Below are 21,768 nucleotides of genomic sequence, written 5' to 3'. Positions count from 1 at the left end.
TAAAGAGTGGCACTCACCCTCATTAGGGTGAATGCCACTCTATTTTTTATTTACTGGGTTTTGTCCCAGCCTCTTTTTGTTATTTAGGAATCCAGTGCACTTAACAGTGGGTGTAAAATTACACACGGAAACTTTAGCTAGGTAAAAACCTATGATTTATTAACTTGCAGAAATCTTGTGAATGACAGAGGTTCTGTTATTGACACCTAATTTATTAAAGATATTGTTTAGGTGTGTTTTAACGGTATTAATACTTAAAAAGAGCTTATTAGCGATATCGTTATTACTGTAACCTTTGGAAATAAGAGCGATAATTTCAGATTCTCTTTTAGACAACCCAAACGCAAGTGTTGCCTTTTTTATAGGATCTTCATTTTGTTTCATTTCTGAATGAATATAAATAGTAAAGTGTTGCTCCGCTATATCCCAAGTTTCATGTGTGTTTATTTTAAATGAGAGATCTCCAATAGTTAAGTTTAGTTCATCTAAGTTATCAGAGTTGATCCTTGCTAATACAGCGTCTTTTACTTTAGTGAGTGGGTTGGTTTTGTCGGTATGGTTTAAATTAGAGCAATATTTTATCGCAACTTCATTACTATAAAGTATGGAGAAGCTTTTATCTACTACTATTACACCGATAGGAAGTTCACTCATGGAATTCGTTAACATTGACTTTGAATATTGTAATTGTTTAAATTCCAAGTGTCGTTTTAAATTTGTAGAAATAAATTTGGATGCGCTTTCAAGAATTTGTATTTCATTAGAGGAGTAATCACCAGAGCAAAGTGACTTATGAATTCCAATAAGGCCAATTACTCGATTTCCCCATTTTAACGGTATAAAAACAGTGTAGTACTGTTTATTCTTTTCTTGGAGATTGAGGTGGTATTCACTATTTTGAAAAGGTGTATAGGATAGTATGTCTTCAATAGTAAGTATGTGTTTATTTTGGATTTTCTTTTTGTTTAAAAGGTCTAATCGATAATAATGCCTCTTGCTTGCCTCTATTACTTTACTATCCATATAAAGTGTAGTAGTTCTTTGTAAATAGCTATCGTTAATAAATAATGATAAGTTGTTATAACCAAGTACGTTTTTTATAGCTTCTAAAATGGTGACGTAATATTCCTCATTATTTTCCTGAATAAGAGAAACAAACTTTAGAAGTTTTTCATAATCTTCCGTTTTTAGCAAAAGGCTCACCTCCTATAAAAAATAAACTTACTTTAAAAATTGAAAACAAATTGATTTTGTTGTTATGTAAATGGATATTTAGTGTGAGAAAGGGTTAGTTAAACCTTATTATAATAAAGATTTATGAAATGTCCAGACTTTTTTGAATCTTGTTTAAATTTTAAATACTGAACCTAAATTCACCCTTATGGGTGATTTTTTGAAAATTCAATAAGTGTTAGTATTCATTTATAAAAATTTTTAAAAAGGAGGGCTACAATTTGGCCAATAAATATATTCAAGAAGAACATCGTATTTTCCGAAGCACGTTACGAAAATTTTTAGAAAAAGAAGCATATCCTCACTTTGAACAATGGGAGAAAGATAGAGAAATCCCTCGTCAATTTTGGAGAAAAATGGGGGAGAATGGTTTTCTCTGTCCTTGGATCGATGAAAGTTACGGAGGCTTTAATGCTGATTTTGGTTATTCTGTCATATTGAATGAAGAGCTAGAGAAGGTAGGTCAAGGAGTATCTAGTGGGATTTGTTTACACAATGATATCGTAACCCCGTATTTTTCTTCGTATGGTAGTGAAGAGCAGAAGCAACGTTGGCTTCCAGGATGTATTACAGGAGACCTAATTACAGCGGTAGCAATGACGGAGCCTGGTGCAGGATCTGATCTTGCGGGAATCCGAACGACAGCTGTAAGAGATGGTGATCACTATATTTTAAACGGAGAAAAAACATTTATAACGAATGGTATTCATGCGGATTTAGTCATCGTTGTATGTAAAACAGATCTAAAAGCTAATCCAGCGTATAAAGGAGTAAGTTTATTAGTTGTTGAACGTGATACTCCAGGATTTTCACGAGGGAAAAAATTAGATAAGATTGGAATGCACAGTGGTGATACAGCGGAATTAATCTTTGAAGATGCGAAGGTTCCTGTAGCAAATCTTTTAGGTGAAGAAGGAAAAGGCTTCTCATATTTAATGACAAAATTACAACAGGAAAGGCTTGTTGTAGCTATCCAGTGTCAAACTGAAGCCGAAGAAATGTTAAAAATTACAATCGATTATGTGAAAAACAGAAAGGCTTTTGGAAAATCAATAAGCAAATTCCAAAATACACAATTTAAGATTGTAGAGATGGCTACAGAAATTGAAATCGGAAGGACATTCCTAGATGATTTAATTGTTCGACATATGGATGGAGAAGACATCACGAAAAAAGTGTCCATGGCCAAGTGGTGGATAAGTGAAATGGCAAAACGAGTAGCCTCAGAATGTCTACAATTACATGGTGGATATGGATATATGGAGGAGTATGAAATCGCACGTAGATACCGTGATATACCTGTCGCTTCTATTTATGCAGGTTCAACAGAGATCATGAAGACGATTATAGCTAAACAATTAGAGTTATAGAATGAAACTATAAAGTGTAAAGGAGCGACTAAATGGGGTTTAAAGAAATTAAAACAGCCAAGAAAAAAGAAGATATCATTCGCTCTGCAGCAAAAATAGTTTCAAGAAAAGGATATCACGGGGCAACAATGGAAGACATAGCTGCGGAGTTACTAATGACTAAGGGAGCATTATACTACTATTTTGAGAACAAGGATGACTTAGTCTATCATTGTCACGACTTAATTTTATCTTCAGCAATCAAAACATTAGAGGATTACTTAACGAGTAATGTTTCTTCTACAGAGAAATTTAGAAAAGCTGTTGAAGTTCATGTTGAATTTGCAATTACAGAAAAAGAAACATTTAATATGATTATTAAGCCACAACATACATTTACTGAAAAACGTCTCATTCCTATACTTGATAAACGTCAAAAGTATGCAAATATTTTTGACGAAATTATTCAACAAGGAATAGATAATGGTGAATTTAAAATTGAAGAAATAAAGATGGCGAGAATGATGATACTAGGGGCATTAAATTGGATCCAACAGTGGTATTTACCTGAAGGCAAGAAAAGCAAGAAGGAGATTATAGAAATATATACGGACTACTTACTAAAACTACTTAAATAAGTAACACCTACTATCAAAAACGAAGTTTCATAGGTACTAGGTAATGTAAATTTTCACACTTTCGGGTGATGTTTACTACTTTTTGTTCAGATAAAATTAGCTTTAGGGTCAGAAGGAATACTTTCCTCATTAACATTCAGAACTTTCTGAAGTTTAAATCACTTAATCTACTATAAAAGTTAAGCGCTTACAAAATTTTTAGGCTTGAAAGGGGAATTTTACTCATGTTTATTGCAGAGCATTTAAAAGAGACTGTAGAACGTCAACCAGATGCGATCATTTCATCATACTTAGGAAGAGAAACTACTTATGAGCAATTTTTAAAACAAGCAGAGAGACTTGCAGGGTATTTTCAGGAATTAGGATATGGTAAGGATGATATTGTTGCGCTAGTTTTACCTAATTCCGATTATTTTTTAACTTCCTATTATGCGTGTCAGATTGGTGGATTTGCGGTATTACCAATTAATACGAAACTAGCTCCAAGGGAGATCGAATATATCTTAAACCATTCAGAAGCAAAAGGAATTATATACGATCAACGATTTGAAGAAACAGTTCTTGAAATCCTACCTAACTTAAAAGCAATTAAAGATACTCTTACAACTGGTTATGAAAACACTTCTAATCGTTTAGAGGACATCATTTCTGGACAAGATCGACAAGTCAATGAAGTTTCACGAGAAGAAGATGATACTTCTGTAATCTTTTACACATCTGGTACAACTGGAAGACCTAAAGGTGTAATGTTAACAAATCAAAATGTTCTATCAATTGCTCAAATTCATACAGAATCAATGGAAATAACGAATAAGGACCGTATGCAAATTGTTGCACCGCTATTCCATTGTGCTGCAGCCCATGTGTTTTCAGTACCAACGATATACGCTGGAGGAACTGTTGTTATAGAAGAAGGCTTTTCTCCAGAACAAACGATAAAAACGATGGAGAAAGAGAATATTACGATCTTCTTTGGAGTTCCAGCTATGTACAGTATTCTCTTAACAACACCGAGTTTACAAGCAGCGTCATTACCCAATTTACGACTTCTCACTTACGGTGCAGCCCCTATGCCATATGAATTAATTAAACGAGTAAAGGATATTTTTCCAAAAGTCCAAGTACAAAACATTTATGGACAAACAGAAAATTCTCCTGGTGCTACAACATTAAAAGATCAACATGCTTTAACTAAAGTAGGATCAGTTGGTGAAGCATTACCTCAATGTGAGGTTCGAGTTGTCAATGAGTATGGGGAAGATTTACCCGTTGGAAAAGTTGGGGAAATTATTGTAAAAGGTCCACATGTCATGAAGGGCTACCTAAAGAATGAAGAGGCAACTAGAGACACAATAAAAAATGGATGGCTTTATAGCGGTGATCTCGGCCGCTTAGATGAAGATGGGTTGCTCTATATCGTAGATCGAAAGAAAGATATGATCATACGCGGTGGTGAAAATATTTATCCTGTTGAAGTTGAGGAAGTTCTCTATGAAATTCCTGAAATTTTAGAAGCGGCTATTATTGGGGTACCACATGAAGTACTAGGTGAAGTTCCTAAAGCATACGTAGCAAGGAAAAAAGATATGCAAATAGACGAAGCTACCATTTTAAAATATTGTCAAGATCGACTAGCTAAGTATAAAGTGCCTCAAGAAATAGAATTTGTTGAAGCGCTTCCTAGAAATGCTAGTGGAAAAGTATTGAAAACAGAATTAAGAAGTTCCACAGAAGCAATTTAATTTTAGATTGCTAGTTTAATAAAAAGTGAAACGATTAAGGTGTAATTAAAAACATACGGGGGGTTTAAAGATGAAAAAGATGAAAAGAATGAAAAAACTGATGAAACCAGTCGTTGGTGCTGCAGTCGCTGCAACAATGGCATTAGGACTTGTTGCGTGTGGAGGAAGTAATGAAGGTGCATCGGCTCCGTCAGAAGGTAATGATGCTGGCGGCGATAACACTGAGGCTGTTGAAGAAATGCGCCTAAGAGCTTCTTCTGGAGTTACAGCTAAACACTTCTGGGATCGTGGATTTTTCACACCTTTAATGGAACGAATTGATAGCGAAACAAATGGTGCAATTAGCTTTGAAGCATTTACTTCGGGGGAACTTGTACCTTTAGGAACGGAATTTGATGCTCTTCGTCAAGGAACAATTGACATTGCGTTAACATTCATGGCACCTTATGATCCTCAACGTTTTCCATATTCAGAGGTTACAATGCTTCCATTGCTTGAATCAGATGCAGTTATTGCCTCGACAGCAATGCAAAATATGATGAATAGTGATCGTGACTTAAAAGATGGCAAAACTTATTATGAGCTAGAGTTTGCTGATAAAGGATTAGTTGCATTTGCTAACCCATTAACAGAGCCATATGTTTTAGGAACGACAAGACAAAAGATTGAAAGTGCATCTGATTTCTCAGAAGCGATTCGACTTAGAACAGCTTCGCGTGTACATGAGATCTTAGCTGATAACTTAGGAATTACAGCTATTTCAATGCCAATCACGGATGCATATGATGCCTTAAGCCGGAACGCATTAGACGGATTTTTCTATAACATTCCAGACTGGAAGGCATTTGGTTTTGATGAATTAATTAAACATGCAGTAGAAGGGGCTAACTTTGGTCACTTTGTTGGTCATACTGCAATGACTCAAGAGACTTGGGATAAATTACCTGCTGACGTACAAGAAAAATTTAAGGCAGCTGCAGATGAAATTATTTTTGATGGTGCAAATTTGACGAGAGATGAAACTGATGAAAATAGAGAATCTACAATGGAAAAGGGTGGAGAATTCACACACCTTAATGATCTAGATCCAGAATTAAGAGAGTTTATTAGTCAAGCTATAGTTGACACTTGGGTTGAATGGATTGAGAATTTAGAAGGACAAGGTCATGCAGGAAAAGAGATGGCTCTACTGTGGAGAGATATGATTGTTGAAGCAGGTGGGGTTTTACCTCAAGAAATTATGGATATGGAGTAAACTAAAGTAATAGGGAGCTGGCTTTTCAGCTCCCTATAGTTAAAATTTAATGTCAGTGGATGAATTCCAGTATTTATAAGATGGTGAGGTGAAGGAATGGTCGAAAATATTGCAATTATTGTCGTTGTTATCGTGTTTTTGTTTTTGTTACTAACAGGGCAATACATTAGTTCTCTACTATTAACATCAGGTATTCTAGGTATTTATATTTTGGGAGGAATGCCCTTACTCAATGGATTTTTACAAAGCGAACCGTACAATCGTGCTGCCAGCTATGCTTTGACGACTATTCCTCTTTACATTTTAATGGCGCAGTTCATTATGCAAGCGGGAATTGTCAAAGATTTTTATAACCTCGTATTTAAGCTTTCAAAAGGAAAAACTAGTTTACTAGGTGTATTAACGGTATTTCTAGGAGGAATTCTAGGTGCAGTTTCTGGCTCTGGAACAGCAACGGCAGCATCACTAGGTCAAGTTGCTGTTCCAGAGTTAAAAAGAAGAGGATACCCAGACGGACTTGCTGGTGCTTTAGCGGCTGCTTCAGGATCGCTTTCAGCAATTATACCTCCGAGTGTAATATTAATTATTTACGGAGTAACTGTACAAATTTCAATTGGGCAGTTGTTTGTTGCCGCCTTTATTCCAGGAATTCTTATGATGGTGGTGTTTTCAGCAGTTACTATCGTCTATCTTAAGGTATACCAAGGGAAAATGGTGATGCCTGAACCAGATGTTGATGAACACGAAACACCAATCAGTCGCTATATTATCATTCTAATGGCAGGCGCCTTGATTATACTTTCAATTTTTGGTGGAATTTACACAGGGAAGTTTACGCCAACTGAAGCTGGTGCAGTAGGTGCATTTATCAGTTTAATCGTAGCGGTTGTTCTAGGAAAAGTGAATAAAAATTTCATTACCAGTTCGCTTATTGAAACAACTAAAGTTACGGTAATGGCAATGATCATAGTTATAGGGGCGTCTCTATTCGGCCGATTTATTTCATTGTCACTTCTTCCAAGGAAAATTATTGAGATGCTTGGACCGTTAATGGATTACCCAGTCATATTATTAGTAATCATAATGTTAATCTACTTCTTCTTATTTATGTTTATTGAAGGAGTTGCAGTTATCTTAATGACGGTACCTGTTTTGTTGCCAATATTAACAGCAGCGAATATTGACCTTATTTGGTTTGGTATTTTAGTTTCAGTTATTTGTACGTTAGGGCTCATTACTCCGCCTGTCGGAATTAGTGTATATGCGGTAGGAGGAGTTACCAAAATCCCAATAGAAAAACTTTTCCGAACATCATTAATATTTGCCGTCGTTGCCGCTGTAGTAGTTGGTGGACTACTAATTGCTTTCCCGCAATTAGCAACATGGCTGCCGCAAACAATGAGGTAATAGAGCTATTATAATTGGAAAGTAGGTGATAGAGATGAGCGGAGTTTTTGATAAAATAGTGAATATTAATGAAAGATTAAAGTTGATCGGGGTTTACACAGGAGGGATTGCCGCAGTTATCATGATGTTTCTTATTGTAGCGGATGTATTTATGCGAAATATTTTTACATCCCCAATTGCTGGAACGTATGAAATTGTACAATTTTTCTTGATGCCATTGGCGATTTTTCCTGCACTAGCTTATACGTATAGTTCAGGCGTATTACCGAGATTAGGTGAATTAGTTGAAAAAGCACCTCAAGGCTTCCAAAAGGTTTCTAAGTGGATTATTATCATCATTGAGATCGTCATTTTTACGTTATTAACAGTCTATGGGTGGAAATTTGCGATGGCTGGTGTCGGTGATCAAATGGCCGTTGCTGTCGGTGGAAAATTAACACCCGTTTATCCAGTCTACTTTTTAATACCTATTGGCTTTGCTTTAATAGTAATTGAAGTTATTCTTTCAGCAATTAAGCCTCTAATAAAGAAGTAATTAGAAATAATTCAACGTAAGAAAACACGAATTGGTCGAACTACCATTTTTTTATCTGAATTATTTTGAAACTTTAATAGGAATTTTACTGGTTATGATAGAAGTAATTATAGGTTAAAAAAAAAGATATATAACATGGTTTGGAGGAAATCAAATGAGTAATATTTATATTTTAAGTGGAGCACGAACAGCCTTTACAGCTTTTGGGGGCTCCTTTCAATCTGTTAATGCTACTGAACTTGGAACGGCAACAGCGGTAGAAGCGTTAAACCGAGCCGAATTAGATGGTAAGGACATTGATCAAGTTGTTTATGGTAATGTAATTCACAGTTCTACTAATGCTGCTTATCTAGCACGACATATCGCATTAAAGGCGAATGTTCCTATAGAAACACCTGCACTAACAGTAAATCGACTGTGTGGTTCAGGTATGCAAGCGATTGTTTCAGCTGCTCAAGGTATTCGTTTAGGTGAGTCTAATTTAGCCTTAGTCGGTGGCGCTGAAAATATGACGATGTCTCCTCACTCTAACTTTAACAGTCGTTTTTCTGGAGTGAAATATGGTAGTTTTCAATTTGAAGATATGTTAATGAATACACTTACTGATCAATATACTGGTATTGGCATGGGAATAACGGCTGAAAATCTAGCAGAAAAATACGAGATTTCTAGGGAAGAACAAGATGAATTTGCGTTATTAAGCCAACAAAGAGCAACTGAAGCAATTCAATCTGGTATTTTTGCTGAAGAGATAACAGCTGTTGAAATACCTGCAAGAGGTGGCAGTAAACAAATTGTTGAAGATGAACATGTAAAAAAAGATATGACCCTTGAAAAACTTGCATCATTGAGACCATCGTTCAAAAAAGATGGTACTGTAACAGCGGGTAATGCTAGTGGGATTAATGACGGAGCTGCTTCATTAGTTTTGGCAAGTGAAGCTGCGGTGAAAGATCGTGCCCAAAACCCTTTAGCTAAGATAGTTTCCTGGGGAATAACAGGAGTAGACCCTAGTATTATGGGGATTGGACCGGTACCAGCGATCCAACAGGCATTACAACGCGCGCAATTAACTCTCGATCAAATTGATCGCATTGAAATTAACGAAGCGTTTGCAGCTCAATATTTAGCGGTTGAAAAAGAATTAGGATTAGACCGAAATAAAACAAACGTACATGGGGGAGCGATAGCTCTTGGGCATCCTGTAGGAGCAAGTGGCTCTCGTATCGTACTATCACTTGCTAATGAATTAAGAAGAAATGGCCTTAGATATGGTATTGCAAGTCTTTGTATCGGTGGTGGCCAAGGGATTGCGTTAATTATTGAAAATGAGAATGTGTAAGTGTCAAAGGCGCCTATTTATAGGCGTCTTTTTCTTATTTTTTTGATGTATAATTTACTACCTTTAACACACTCTATTTTAGTAAGTACGTAATTTTAAGGAGGAAGGTGATTGAATTTGGATAAGTCACTAGGTTATTTACGAGAAGCCTTATCGAATTACATAGAAGGTCATCCTATTTGTCAAGGGGTTTACGATCGTTTAGAACAAAACGACTTTTCAAGTGAAGAGGAATTTGTAGATGGGTTAGCTGAAGAAGAAATGAAAGTACTAGATATAATTCTAAAACAAGAAATAAAGCATGCTCAAGAAGAACAGGACGAAGAAAGGACGAAACAATTAAACGAAGTATTTGAGCAGTTATTTTAGAGAAATTGAAGTATCACAAAGGAGAATATAATGGATAAAGAAAATATCAATAAAGAAATGAGCTATAAACAAAAGAAACAGACTGAAAAGATGGAATTAAGTTCAACTGGGTTTGGTTTTGTTCCAGAGGGGGCAAATATAGAAGCAAACGCTGAAAAAAGTTCAGAAAAAGATAATTCTAGTTACTAAACACTGTTAAAGTTTGGGTGTGGTTTTAGACTCATTATAGAAAGAAGTGGAATGAAATTCTCAAGAAAAAGTAGCTTTTCTTGCTTATTTCATTCCAATTTCAACCTTTTAGTTAATGAAAGGTATATGAAACTACCATTCACACAAAAGGACAAAATTAACGTAAATTAACAAGATGGGCTTACACATCTCATAAAATAATAAAGAGGAGGATTTGGTGGGAATCGAACCCACTAAACGCTCAGTTATCCCCAGAGGAATGACTGGCTGCTCTACCATTGAGCTACAAATCCATTTTTAATGACCTCAAATATATCATGCACTTAGTTTTAATTAATATACACAAACAAAAAAATAAAGATGAATATATATCTCTCTACTTATAAAAAATAAACTTAAAAGGGGTGATTTCATTGACTAAGCATCATAACCACGAAGACCATAATCATCAGCATAGTATTGCATGTGGTCATACGAAAATAAGACATGATGATCACATTGACTATGTCCACAATGGTCATCTACATCATGAACAATCTGGGAAGTGGGTAGAATGTGCTATTCCTGTAACAGAGGAAAATCCTTCAGAATGTAAGCCTATTTCATGTGGATGTAATCATGAAGAAGACTGCGGACATGAGCTAGTACCTCATGGTGATCATTTTGATTACTTAGTGAACGGTCGACTTCATCATGTCCATGGAGACCATTGTGATGATCATGGACCAGTCGAACTTGTCTCTGTACAATAAGTTTAAATTGGGTTTGTTTTTAACGATGTCTAAAAAAATCTACTGAAATTTTGTTAAATAAAGGTATGAGGGGAGACGTTGATAGCGTCTTCTTTTTTATGTTTCTTCAGTTAATCTTACTGCAGTAACGAAAAAGTATGATGTTTTTGAAAATTTTACAGGAATTAGGCTTTTTTTAAGGTATGATAATTATAGATATTCTTTATGAAGGCTTTGTTTAAGCTTGTTGATGAGTATAATTTGGTAACTCTTAGTAGAAAGAGTACATACTAACCTTTTATATGATTATTTTTTTGTTTAAGCATGTTATTAAAATTTTTTTATCAGTAAGGGGGAAGACAATTGAAAGTTCTTGTGTTAGGCGCTGGTGCAGTAGGTGGTTATTTTGGGGGACGTCTTATTGAAAGTGGAGTCGATGTTACCTTTTTAGTTAGACAAAGACGTCAACAGCAAATCAAGGAAAAAGGGCTATTTATTAAAAGTATTCATGGAGACATTCAACTTGAACCTAAAACAGTAGTATCAGGGGAACAAGTTACGCCATTTGATGTAATCATTTTTGCAACAAAGGCTCAGCATTTAGAAGGTGCTATTCAAGCGGTGGAGCCTTATGTAGGCTCTGAAACAACGATTATTCCACTGTTAAACGGCATTAGCCATATCTATCGTTTACAAGAAGTGTTTGGGAAAGACAAGATAGTAGGGGGTTTTTGCTTTATAGAAACTACTTTAAATGAAGTAGGACATGTTGTTCAGACCAGTAAGAGTCATCAATTATCATTTGGTGAAATTGATGGAGAAAAAAGTGAACGAATTGAAAAAATTCAAAAATGTTTTAGTGAAACGGGCGCTTCATTTAAATTAAGTAACAACATTCTTCAGGATATGTGGCATAAATATCTATTTATTACTACTTTGTCGGGTATTACGACGCTAATGCGCTCATCCGTCGGTCCGATTTTCGAAGTTAAAAATGGAGAAAAACTAATGCTTCAATTATTTGAGGAAGTGGCTTCTATTATGAAAGCGGCTAATGCCCCTATAGCTGATGGTATTGTTGAAAAACAAATGGCTACAATGAAAGCGCAACATTATAATATGAAAGCCTCTATGCTTAGAGATATTGAAAAAGGAATTTCAATAGAAGCTGATCACCTCCAAGGATATTTAATTACTTTAGCTGATCGATTTAACTTAAAGGTGCCATTACTTCGAGTGATCTATCAACATCTAAAAATATACGAAATTAATTTAAATAAAAATGATCGAAAGTCAATTATTCGTCGACGCGACTAGTAAAGTAGGGTTGCGATTAGGGAGAAAATAGTAAAAGAAGAAGGCGGGCACGTCAGCTCGCCTTCTTCATATATATCTTATTGGTACTTAAAATTTGCCGCGATCATATCTCTGTGTTGTCTTTGAAATCCCTAAATAATGAAAGCCCTACCTCTCTTTCATCATTACGGCTCCGAGGCCGTGCCATCTAAATAAGGCTTACGAAGTTTCCTAAAAGACGCCAGAACGATTTTTTTCTTTATATTAATGTCTCTAAATGTTCAGTTGATGAAGAATAAAATCAAAACTTTAAGTTTTTAATAAGTAACTTTACAATTATACTATGAATGGGAAGTAAAAGCAAATGTATGTTTGTAATTCATTCCCGCTTTAGTTAAAGCTCTTACTAAACGAGTTGTAAGTACATAAAATTAATAAGAAGGTGTGAGGATACTGAATAAGCGATTACATAATCTTACAAACTGGGTGAAGGAAAATGATTATACATATGCATTTATCCAATCGAAGTATAATGTCTTTTATCTGTCTAACTTTAGAAGTGAACCGCATGAACGGTTATTAGGATTAGTTATCTTTCCTGAAAAGGAGCCATTCCTCATTTGTCCAAACATGGAGAAAGCGTCAGCAAAAGCATCAGGCTGGGAAGGAGAAATCGTTGGATATAATGACTCTGATGATGTATGGGGGCTTTTCCAAAAAGCGATTAAAGAAAGAGTTACAGAAGTAGAAACGATTGCAATTGAAAAAGAAGTTTTGTCCTTTAGCCGTAGTGAACAGTTACTCTCATTGTTTCCCACAGCCAAGTTTGTCTCTGCTGATGACAAACTCCGAACTCTTCGAATGATCAAAGATGAAAAAGAAATATCGATTTTACGTGAAGCAGCTAAATTAGCAGATTTTGGAGTCGAAGTTGGCATTAATGAAATTGGTAAAGGTAAAAACGAAATGGAAATCATCGCAACCATTGAATATGAATTAAAGAAAAAGGGTATTCGTGAAATGTCATTTTCTACGATGGTTTTATCAGGAGCTAAATCAGCAGAACCGCATGGACACCCTGGCTTGAAAGAAATCGTACCAGGAGACTTTGTTTTATTTGATTTAGGTGTTGTTTTTGAGGGGTACTGTTCAGATATCACGAGAACAGTTGCTTATCAATCAGTAAATGAAAAGCAAAGGTACATTTACGATACGGTATTACAAGCACAGACATTATCTTTATCAATTAGTAAACCTGGAACAAGGATAGGAGATATAGATAAGATCGCTCGAGACTATATTGTTAATGCAGGTTATGGTGAATATTTTACACATAGAATTGGTCATGGGCTAGGTATAGAAGTACACGAATTTCCTTCAATGAGTGAAAATAACAATGATAAATTAGTTTCTGGAATGGTCTATACGATAGAACCAGGTATCTATGTTCCTCAAATAGGTGGAGTTCGTATTGAAGATGATGTGTTTGTTACAGCAAATCATTCAGAATGTTTAACCGCTTTTCCAAAGGACTTGCAAATTATTAAATAGTGGTTGCTATATCAAATAGAAAGTAAAACTACAAAAAAGTTAGGGGAAAAATAGGCCCCTAACTTTTTTGTATGGAGACTTTAAAGGGATAAAATTCATCACTTCGAATTATTTAAGTTTACTTTTCAGAGTATCAATTGGAAATAAAAGTATTGTTATATCCATCTAATTAGACTATAATCTAATTAGATGGATTGATCTGTTAGGAGGTATCTAATGCAACTAAATCGACTCGTTAACTTTCATAAAACATTAGGCGATAAAACAAGAATTAGAATTATTGCGTTACTGAAAGATGGACCACTACATGGGCAAGCGATAGCAGGGAAATTGGGTTTGACACCACCGACAATTTCTCATCATATTACCAAATTGCGTGAGATCGATATCATTTATGAGCGTCGCGAGAAAAATACGATTTATTTTTATTTAAATGAAAAAAAACTCGCTTTTATGGCTGAAGCAATCTTAAGAATAGGGAGCGAAGATGAAATGAATGTTTTCGCAGTAGAAGATGAAGAAAAATATAATGTGATTAAAAACTTTATCCAAGCGGATGGAAAGATCAAAAATATTCCAGCGCAACGTAAAAAAAGATTAATTGTCTTAGAACATATTGTTAAAGGTCTAGAAAAAGGGAAAACATATAGTGAAAAGGAAATCAACGATTACATTAAACAGTACCATGAAGACTTTGCTACAATTCGTCGTGAATTTGTCATGTTTCACTTTATCTTCCGACAAGATGGACAATATGAATTAAACCCGGAAGAAATGTGGCCAGTTTAAACGGAGTTAAGTTATTAATTGGTTGTTAATTAGAAAAGTATAAAATTAGATAGGTGTATTATGTCAATCAGAAAGATACTTAGCTCTTCACGTAGCATGTGAAGGGTTTTTTTGTATGAACTCATAAGAGCCAAATAAAAAACACAGTTCGTGGATAATTAGCACCTTACATATGATATAAAAAAACATCTAACTATCTTATTGGGATAGCTAGATGTTTCACGTGATTACCCTGGAATACTTTTCTCGATGGCACTATCCCAATCAGGATAGTAATGTAGAGCAGATCTCATTAATTGTGGATGTAACTTTTTTACAGATTTCTTGCTTAAATTTTGACCATTGGCATTCAGTTGTTGAATTTCAAGTAAGACTTCTTCGGGACTCATGTTAACCTCCATGACCTAACCTCCTACTTAAGATTAATATAAGGGTTTCCTATATTAAACAATATAAACATAATTTTCATAAATTTTGTTTTTGTATAAAAATACTTTCTTTTGAAAAAATAGCTAGTTGAGAATATTTAGTCAATACTAATATTTTTATGTTCAAATAAAATATTATATTTTATTACAATTTTCAAACACTCCAAATGTTTGAAACTTTTAAAAGAAAAGTATCGTTATATTTAGGAGAGTATTTAAATTTGACAGGAGGGCTTCAAAATGTGCGGTTTTGTTAGCTACTTTGAACATAAAAAAGAGTCATTTTCTCGCAAGTTATTTATTCAGGAAGCTAGTAAGCAGCTTATCCACCGGGGGCCAGACGATGAAGGCTTCTATCATACTGATCATGTTTCACTAGCATTTAGACGATTGAGCATTGTAGATTTGAGTGGCGGCAGCCAACCCTTATCTTTCGCCAATGATCGTTATTGGATTGTATTTAATGGAGAGATATACAATCATCGCGAATTACAAAAGGAACTTCTACATAAGGGTATAAAACTATCAACAGATAGTGATACAGAAGTAATCGTCGCCTATTACTCACTTATTGGAGAAGAAGTGGTTCATAAGTTACGAGGGATGTTTTCATTCTTAATATGGGATACAAAGATGAAAACATTATTTGGAGCGCGAGACCCTTTTGGAATAAAACCTCTATATATGGTTGAAGTGGAAGATGGTATCGGTTTCTCATCTGATAGTAAGGCATTATTGCCTTTAATTAAAGATCTAAAAATCAAACAATCGTCTTTAGAACACTATTTAACTTTCCAATATGTCCCAGACCCAGATACGATGATGGAAGGTGTTAGAAAAGTACCACCAGGGCATTGTTTTAATTGGCAACCTAGTGGGGAACTGGAGTTAACTGAATATTTCCATCCGACCTTTGAACCTACTCCTGGTAATCATGATGAACTTTTGAAAAAGGTAATGAAACAGATCGAGGACTCCGTTTCATATCATCTTAGGAGTGATGTAGAAGTAGGGTGTTTTTTATCTGGAGGAATTGACTCAACAATAGTAGCCACTCTAGCCAGTCAGATAAATCCCTCACTTAAAACGTTTAGTGTCGACTTTGCAGAACCTGGATATAGTGAAATGGATGTTGCTGCTAAAACTGCAGATATGCTAGGGATCAATCACTATCGCTATACGATAAATTCTGAAGAAATAATAAAAGAGTTACCTTCAATCATTTGGCATTTAGATGATCCTGTAGCGGACCCAGCGGCAATTCCACTATACTTTGTTTCAAGGCTAGCAAGTCGTCACGTAAAAGTCGCCTTGTCTGGTGAAGGAGCAGATGAATTATTTGGAGGCTATAATATCTATCAAGAACCAATTTCATTAAGTGGTTTTCAATACTTATCTCCAAATATAAAAGGGGCCTTAGTTCACCTAGTAAAGGTTTTACCAGAAGGTGTTAAAGGTAAAAGTTTTATGATGAGAGGTTGTGTACCATTAGAAGAGCGTTATGTGGGCAATGCAAAGCTGTTCACAAATGAAGAAAAGGAAAAAGTATTACGTCGCAGTCTTTCATCACCTTTTCAAGAGGTTACGAAACCATATTATGAGAACACTTCAACTTTAGACCCTTTTACAAAAATGCAATACATTGATATGATGACTTGGCTTAGGGGAGATATTTTGGTAAAAGCAGATAAAATGTCTATGGCTCATTCAATTGAGCTGCGTGTACCGTTTTTAGATCGTGAAGTATGGGACATAGCTAAACGATTATTATCAGAAGAAAAAGTAACAAAACAGGGGACAAAGCAAATTTTAAGAAAAGCCTTTGAGTCTATAATTCCAGAACATGTTGTTAATCGGAGAAAGCTAGGCTTTCCAGTGCCGATCCGATTATGGTTAAAAAATGAGTGGTACGATTGGGCAAAAGCATGTATCAAAAATGATCTTCTAAATGAATTTATTAAGCAAGATTATGTCCTTCAGCTCCTTGATGAACATGCATTAGGTAAAAAAGATCATAGTAGGAAATTATGGTCCGTAATTTGTTTTAGTTTATGGTTGTTGAATGTCTACGGACAGGCAGTCCAGGGGAAAAATAATAATTTTTTAGAAAAGGTAAGTGGATAGCTTATCAAATCAGTATTTCCATTCACTGATGGAAATACTTAAATTTTCCCATTTCACTTTTTTTAGTTTCCTTTTGTTCCTTTTCCTGTTATAATAAGTTTACTTATTGTTGTTCGGATAAGATTGAAGGAAGAAATGTCTTAACTAAGTATTTTCGCCTTGAATGAATTTGAAGAGCAAAAATAGTAATACAATGTGGCAGATAGCCATATAGGAGGAACAAGATTATGGTACAAGGTACAGTTAAATGGTTCAACGCAGAAAAAGGTTTCGGTTTCATTGAAGTAGAAGGACAAGACGATGTATTCGTACACTTCTCTGCAATTCAAGGCGAAGGTTTCAAAACTTTAGAAGAAGGTCAAACTGTTTCTTTTGAAATCGAGCAAGGTCAACGTGGACCTCAAGCTGCTAACGTTCAAAAGTAATTAGTTTTACAAGAAGGCCCTGATCATAGGGTCTTTTTTTTATTCTTGGCAATAGCAATATAGTTTGAAAAAAATTAATTAACAACCACCATCTATAAAAAAAGTCCAAAATTTAGGTTAATTCAATCTATAAAAAAGTTAGTTTACCTAATATTTACTGAATATTCGAAATATAAGAAGGGTAATGAGGGGATGAAAGAGTAATATTATAGTAAGTAGATGAGTAGTAAAGGGTCTAGAAAATACTTTATCACTTTAATCCGTTATACTAACATAGATATAAAAAAACAAATGTCTATTATGTGTGGACATTTATAAAATAGAATTATTTAACACAAATTAAATATTTTTGTAATAAATTTAAAAAATTCCTTGCTTATTTAATTAATATTATAGTAAATTTATTGTATATATTTTTAGAAAATTCTCCATATTATAAATAATGTGTACATACAGAAAAAACAAAATACTATTTTAGTATGTTAAAAGATTGCGTAACAGGTGGGATCTTGCAAGGTTCACAAAAAGAAAAATTATTCATTTAGAGAAAAATAGATAGAAAAGAGGTGCATGAAATGTCTGCAGAAGTAGTTTTAGAGCTAGAACGATTACGAACACACTTTTTTACAGATGCAGGTGAGATACCTGCTGTTGATGAAGTGAGTATAAAAATACATAAAGGTGAAGTAGTAGGGATTGTTGGTGAATCTGGTTGCGGAAAGAGTGTGACTTCACTTTCTGTTATGAAACTAGTTCCGAATCCACCAGGCAAAATTGTTGGAGGACGGATTCTATTTAAAGGTGAGGACTTAGTAAAGGCAACGCATAGAAGAATGCGAAAGATTCGTGGTAATGAAATTGCGATGATTTTTCAAGAGCCCATGACTTCTCTAAATCCTTTATTTACAATTGGTGACCAGTTAATGGAAGCCATTCGCAATCATAATAAAATTAGCAAAAAAAAGGCAAGGGAAAAAGCGATAGAAATGCTAAAGGTTGTTGGTATTCCAAGGGCAGATGAGATTGTTGATGAATACCCACATCAACTTTCAGGAGGAATGAGACAGCGGGTCATGATTGCAATGGCGATGTCCTGTGATCCTGAAGTATTAATAGCGGATGAACCGACTACTGCTCTAGATGTAACGATACAAGCCCAAATATTAGATTTAATGCGGAAATTAAATAAAGATCATGGTACTGCAATTATGATGATTACTCATGATCTTGGTGTAGTTGCGGAGATTTGTGATCGAGTAGTTGTGATGTATTCAGGAAAAGTCGTTGAAGAAGGTGATGTGAGGACTATTTTAAAACAGCCTCAACATCCATATACAAAAGGGTTGATACGTTCTCTACCAAAGATACATCAAAAAGAAGAACGATTGTATTCAATCCCTGGTACCGTTCCAAAGCCAGGGTCTGTTAAACTAGGCTGTCGCTTTGCACCAAGATGCGAGAGTTCGTTTAGCCGCTGTTACGAAGAAGATCCAGAACTACTACCACTTCGTAAAGGACACCAATGTCGTTGTTTCCTTTATGAAGAAGAGGGGGGAGAGAACGTTGGCTAAACCCTTATTAGAAGTAAAAGGATTAAAGAAGTATTTCGATATTAAAGGTGGCGTTTTTGGTAGAAAAGTAGGCGAGGTCAAAGCTGTTGATAATGTTTCTTTTACTGTACACGAAGGTGAGATCTTAGGAATTGTCGGTGAGAGTGGCTGTGGAAAGTCTACTACTGGGAAAGCAATTCTTCGTTTGATTGAACCGACTGAAGGTGAAGTGCTTTTTGATGGTCAAGATATCACTAAACTTAGTGACGAAGAGATGCGAAAGTTACGAAGAGATTTGCAAATTATTTTCCAAGATCCTTATGCGTCCTTAAACCCAAGACATACGATTGAAAAAATAATTAGTGAGCCCCTACTCATACATGGAATTGGGGATGAAAAATTTAGAAAGCAAAAAGTGAAAGAGTTACTAGAAGTTGTTGGGTTAAATGCCTTTCATGCTGCTCGGTATCCGCACCAATTTAGTGGAGGACAAAGACAAAGAATTGGGATTGCAAGAGCTCTAGCTGTAAATCCTCGTCTTGTCATTTGTGATGAGCCTGTATCCGCACTTGATGTGTCTGTTCAGTCACAAATCCTTAATTTAATGGAAGATTTAAAAAAGGAGTTTCAATTAACCTACATATTTATTGCTCATGATTTAAGTGTCGTTAAGCATATAAGTGATCGGGTCGGTGTGATGTATTTAGGTAGAATGGTAGAACTTACTGGAAAAGATGAATTATATGAGAATCCGAAACATCCGTATACAAAAGCTTTACTCTCTGCCGTACCGATTCCTGATCCAGATGAGAAAAGTGATCGGGTAATTTTAGAAGGTGACGTTCCAAGTCCTTCTAACCCTCCATCAGGTTGTGCTTTCCACACTCGTTGTCCTGAATGTATGGAAGTTTGCAAAACAGAGCGTCCAACGTTCAGAGCAGTAGCTGATAATCATTTTGTGGCTTGCCATCTTTACGACGAAAGTTTGTCTGAAGTTGCAATTACCACAGAAAAATAATAAAAAACCAACATTAAAAAAGGGGGAAATGAAAAATGAAAAAGAAAAGTTTGTTATTTATGCTAATCCTCTTACTGAGTTTAGCAACCTTTTTAGCTGCTTGTTCGAGCAACGAGACTCAAGCTCCTAATGAGTCTGAAGGTGACGATCAAGAAGCTACAGAAGAAGCACCGGCTGGTGATCAAGTATTAATCTTTGCACGTGGTGGAGACTCTGTAAGTTTAGACTATGCTAGTATAACTGATGGTGAATCTTCTCGTGTAACAAAACAAATCTATGAAACTTTACTAGAGTTCGACGCTGACTCTTTTGAAGTAGGTCCTGGTTTAGCAACTGAGTGGAGCGTTGAAAATGATGGATTACTTTATACATTTAAACTTCGTGAAGGAGTTAAATTCCATGACGGTACAGACTTTAATGCTGAAGCAGTAAAATTAAACTTTGAGCGTTGGGCTGATAAATCTCATGAATATAATTTTGCTGATGAGGGTTACACGTATAGCGTTTACGGTACTCAATTTGGTGGGTTTAAAGGTGATGAAGGCCATGTAATAGAAGAGATTAATGTACTTGGTGATCATGAGATTGAGTTTGTTTTAAACAAACCATTAGGTTCATTTATCCAAAACATGGGGATGAGCTACTTTGCCATTACTTCTCCAGCTGCATTTGAGGAGCATGGAAGCACAATCAACGAAAATCCTGTAGGAACTGGTCCGTTTAAGTTTGTAAGCTGGACTCGTGACGACAGTATTGTTCTTGAGAAAAATGAAGATTATTGGATGGAAGGTTATCCAAAACTAGATCGTGTCATTTTCCGAGTGATTCCTGACAACTCAGCACGTTTAACGGCACTTCGCGCAGGTGAAGTCGATATTATGGATGGGTTAAATCCTGATGATGTAGTCACAATTGAAGGCGATTCTGAACTTCAAGTTTTTGAACGTGCAACAAACAATATCGGTTATTTAGGTTTCCATGTGGAGAAAGAACCATTTAACAATAAGTTAGTCCGTCAAGCGGTTAACCATGCGATTAATAAAGAAGATCTAATTTTCGCTTTATATGGTGGTATGGCACAACCAGCTAAAAATGCAGTACCTCCTGGGTACTTAGGATATAATGACGAAATCCAAGAGTACGAGTTTAATCTTGACCGTGCAAAAGAACTTCTTGCAGAAGCTGGTTACCCCGATGGATTTGAATTTGATCTATGGACGATGCCAGTAGCAAGACCATATATGCCAGATCCACAGCGTGCAGCTGAAGCGATTCAAGCTGAACTAGCGAAGATCAACGTAAAAGCAAATATCGTTACTCACGAGTGGGCAACGTACCTTGAGAAGACAGAAGCTGGAGAACAAGATATGTTTATGTTAGGTTGGTCAGGGGTTAACGGTGACCCAGACTACTTCTTATCTAACCTATTAAGCAGCCACGCTATTCCAGGTGGTAACCGTACATTCTATGCAAATGAAGAAGTAACTGCATTATTAGATCAAGCAAAAACAACATATGATGAAGATGTTCGTGCTGACCTTTACATGAAAGCACAAGCTCTAATTCATGAAGATGCACCGATGGTACCTTTAGTTCACTCGGTTCCAACATTAGCAGGTGGAGCAAACGTGAAAAACTATGTGCCACATCCATCTACAAGTGAGGCACTCACATCAGTAGAGTTATCTAACTAATGAGAAGAGGCTGACTCAAAAGTATTGGCTCCTCGTTTAAACTCTAGATATAGAGTTGTTGTAGAAACGGCAATTCTATATATCTAGAGGGTGAGGTGTCTAA

20 protein-coding genes and 1 tRNA gene are annotated in these 21,768 nt (G+C 35.6%); 18 read left to right on the top strand and 3 right to left on the bottom strand.

Annotation, left to right across the window (positions count from 1 at the left end; all coding sequences use genetic code 11):
• Positions 1 to 159: 159 nt before the first annotated feature.
• Positions 160 to 1,194, bottom strand: a complete 1,035-nt coding sequence (locus GKP30_RS23930; protein ID WP_328703201.1) for a LuxR C-terminal-related transcriptional regulator — start codon at positions 1,192 to 1,194, stop codon at positions 160 to 162.
• Between the two features lie 260 nt (positions 1,195 to 1,454).
• On the opposite strand from GKP30_RS23930, the gene GKP30_RS21985 reads away from it, so the two are divergent.
• The 9 genes from GKP30_RS21985 to GKP30_RS21945 all read left to right on the top strand — a co-directional run bounded on the left by GKP30_RS21985 (position 1,455) and on the right by GKP30_RS21945 (position 10,059).
• Positions 1,455 to 2,603 (top strand): acyl-CoA dehydrogenase family protein, encoded by a 1,149-nt coding sequence (locus tag GKP30_RS21985; protein WP_216831611.1) that lies wholly within the window; start codon positions 1,455 to 1,457, stop codon positions 2,601 to 2,603.
• A 32-nt stretch (positions 2,604 to 2,635) separates the two neighbouring features.
• A complete protein-coding gene (locus GKP30_RS21980; RefSeq protein ID WP_216831610.1) occupies positions 2,636 to 3,220 on the top strand; it encodes a TetR/AcrR family transcriptional regulator in 585 nt (194 codons plus the stop codon).
• Between the two features lie 224 nt (positions 3,221 to 3,444).
• Complete coding sequence (locus GKP30_RS21975) at positions 3,445 to 4,962, top strand: class I adenylate-forming enzyme family protein (RefSeq protein ID WP_216831609.1); 1,518 nt, start codon at positions 3,445 to 3,447, stop codon at positions 4,960 to 4,962.
• 70 nt (positions 4,963 to 5,032) lie between these two features.
• Positions 5,033 to 6,217: a TRAP transporter substrate-binding protein DctP gene (gene dctP, locus GKP30_RS21970; protein ID WP_216831608.1), complete on the top strand. Its 1,185-nt coding sequence runs from the start codon at positions 5,033 to 5,035 to the stop codon at positions 6,215 to 6,217.
• Between the two features lie 96 nt (positions 6,218 to 6,313).
• Positions 6,314 to 7,624 (top strand): TRAP transporter large permease, encoded by a 1,311-nt coding sequence (locus tag GKP30_RS21965; protein WP_216831607.1) that lies wholly within the window; start codon positions 6,314 to 6,316, stop codon positions 7,622 to 7,624.
• 34 nt (positions 7,625 to 7,658) lie between these two features.
• Complete coding sequence (locus GKP30_RS21960; protein WP_216831606.1) at positions 7,659 to 8,159, top strand: TRAP transporter small permease; 501 nt, start codon at positions 7,659 to 7,661, stop codon at positions 8,157 to 8,159.
• A gap of 154 nt (positions 8,160 to 8,313) precedes the next feature.
• Positions 8,314 to 9,501 carry a thiolase family protein gene (locus tag GKP30_RS21955; protein WP_216831605.1) on the top strand — a complete coding sequence of 396 codons (1,188 nt, stop codon included), beginning with the start codon at positions 8,314 to 8,316 and terminating at the stop codon, positions 9,499 to 9,501.
• A gap of 111 nt (positions 9,502 to 9,612) precedes the next feature.
• Entirely contained in the window at positions 9,613 to 9,870 is a 258-nt protein-coding gene (locus GKP30_RS21950; protein ID WP_236035293.1) for a sigma-G-dependent sporulation-specific acid-soluble spore protein CsgA, read from the top strand.
• A 30-nt stretch (positions 9,871 to 9,900) separates the two neighbouring features.
• A complete protein-coding gene (locus tag GKP30_RS21945) occupies positions 9,901 to 10,059 on the top strand; it encodes a hypothetical protein (protein WP_216831604.1) in 159 nt (52 codons plus the stop codon).
• Positions 10,060 to 10,268: 209 nt separating this feature from the next.
• Here GKP30_RS21945 and GKP30_RS21940 read toward each other — a convergent pair.
• Positions 10,269 to 10,352, bottom strand: a tRNA-OTHER gene (locus GKP30_RS21940).
• Between the two features lie 120 nt (positions 10,353 to 10,472).
• Between GKP30_RS21940 and GKP30_RS21935 the strand changes: the two genes are divergently transcribed.
• The 4 genes from GKP30_RS21935 (at position 10,473) to GKP30_RS21920 (ending at position 14,426) form a co-directional block, all read left to right on the top strand.
• A complete protein-coding gene (locus tag GKP30_RS21935) occupies positions 10,473 to 10,811 on the top strand; it encodes a hypothetical protein (RefSeq protein ID WP_216831603.1) in 339 nt (112 codons plus the stop codon).
• Positions 10,812 to 11,153: 342 nt separating this feature from the next.
• Positions 11,154 to 12,107, top strand: a complete 954-nt coding sequence (gene panE, locus GKP30_RS21930; protein WP_216831602.1) for a 2-dehydropantoate 2-reductase — start codon at positions 11,154 to 11,156, stop codon at positions 12,105 to 12,107.
• Between the two features lie 432 nt (positions 12,108 to 12,539).
• Positions 12,540 to 13,637 carry a M24 family metallopeptidase gene (locus GKP30_RS21925; protein WP_216831614.1) on the top strand — a complete coding sequence of 366 codons (1,098 nt, stop codon included), beginning with the start codon at positions 12,540 to 12,542 and terminating at the stop codon, positions 13,635 to 13,637.
• A 216-nt stretch (positions 13,638 to 13,853) separates the two neighbouring features.
• Complete coding sequence (locus GKP30_RS21920; RefSeq protein ID WP_216831601.1) at positions 13,854 to 14,426, top strand: DUF2087 domain-containing protein; 573 nt, start codon at positions 13,854 to 13,856, stop codon at positions 14,424 to 14,426.
• 227 nt (positions 14,427 to 14,653) lie between these two features.
• On the opposite strand, the gene GKP30_RS21915 is transcribed toward GKP30_RS21920, so the two are convergent.
• Positions 14,654 to 14,827 carry a hypothetical protein gene (locus GKP30_RS21915; RefSeq protein WP_216831600.1) on the bottom strand — a complete coding sequence of 58 codons (174 nt, stop codon included), beginning with the start codon at positions 14,825 to 14,827 and terminating at the stop codon, positions 14,654 to 14,656.
• A gap of 267 nt (positions 14,828 to 15,094) precedes the next feature.
• On the opposite strand from GKP30_RS21915, the gene asnB reads away from it, so the two are divergent.
• The 5 genes from asnB (at position 15,095) to GKP30_RS21890 (ending at position 21,665) form a co-directional block, all read left to right on the top strand.
• Entirely contained in the window at positions 15,095 to 16,978 is a 1,884-nt protein-coding gene (gene asnB, locus GKP30_RS21910) for an asparagine synthase (glutamine-hydrolyzing) (RefSeq protein WP_216831599.1), read from the top strand.
• Between the two features lie 227 nt (positions 16,979 to 17,205).
• Positions 17,206 to 17,403, top strand: coding sequence for a cold-shock protein (locus GKP30_RS21905; RefSeq protein WP_209123252.1), 198 nt, complete (start codon positions 17,206 to 17,208; stop codon positions 17,401 to 17,403).
• Between the two features lie 575 nt (positions 17,404 to 17,978).
• Positions 17,979 to 18,974 carry an ABC transporter ATP-binding protein gene (locus GKP30_RS21900; protein WP_216831598.1) on the top strand — a complete coding sequence of 332 codons (996 nt, stop codon included), beginning with the start codon at positions 17,979 to 17,981 and terminating at the stop codon, positions 18,972 to 18,974.
• On the top strand, positions 18,967 to 19,971 hold the full coding sequence (locus GKP30_RS21895) for an ABC transporter ATP-binding protein (RefSeq protein WP_236035292.1): 1,005 nt from the start codon (positions 18,967 to 18,969) through the stop codon (positions 19,969 to 19,971). Before GKP30_RS21900 ends, GKP30_RS21895 begins: the two co-directional genes overlap by 8 nt.
• A gap of 35 nt (positions 19,972 to 20,006) precedes the next feature.
• The gene (locus tag GKP30_RS21890) at positions 20,007 to 21,665 is read left to right on the top strand and encodes an ABC transporter substrate-binding protein (protein WP_216831596.1); all 1,659 of its coding nucleotides are present in this window, start codon (positions 20,007 to 20,009) and stop codon (positions 21,663 to 21,665) included.
• The last annotated feature ends 103 nt before the right edge of the window (positions 21,666 to 21,768 follow it).

This window comes from Alkalihalobacterium elongatum, assembly GCF_019024285.1.
Classification (GTDB): domain Bacteria; phylum Bacillota; class Bacilli; order Bacillales; family Bacillaceae_F; genus Alkalihalobacterium; species Alkalihalobacterium elongatum.
This window is presented reverse-complemented; position numbering and strand designations above follow the sequence as displayed.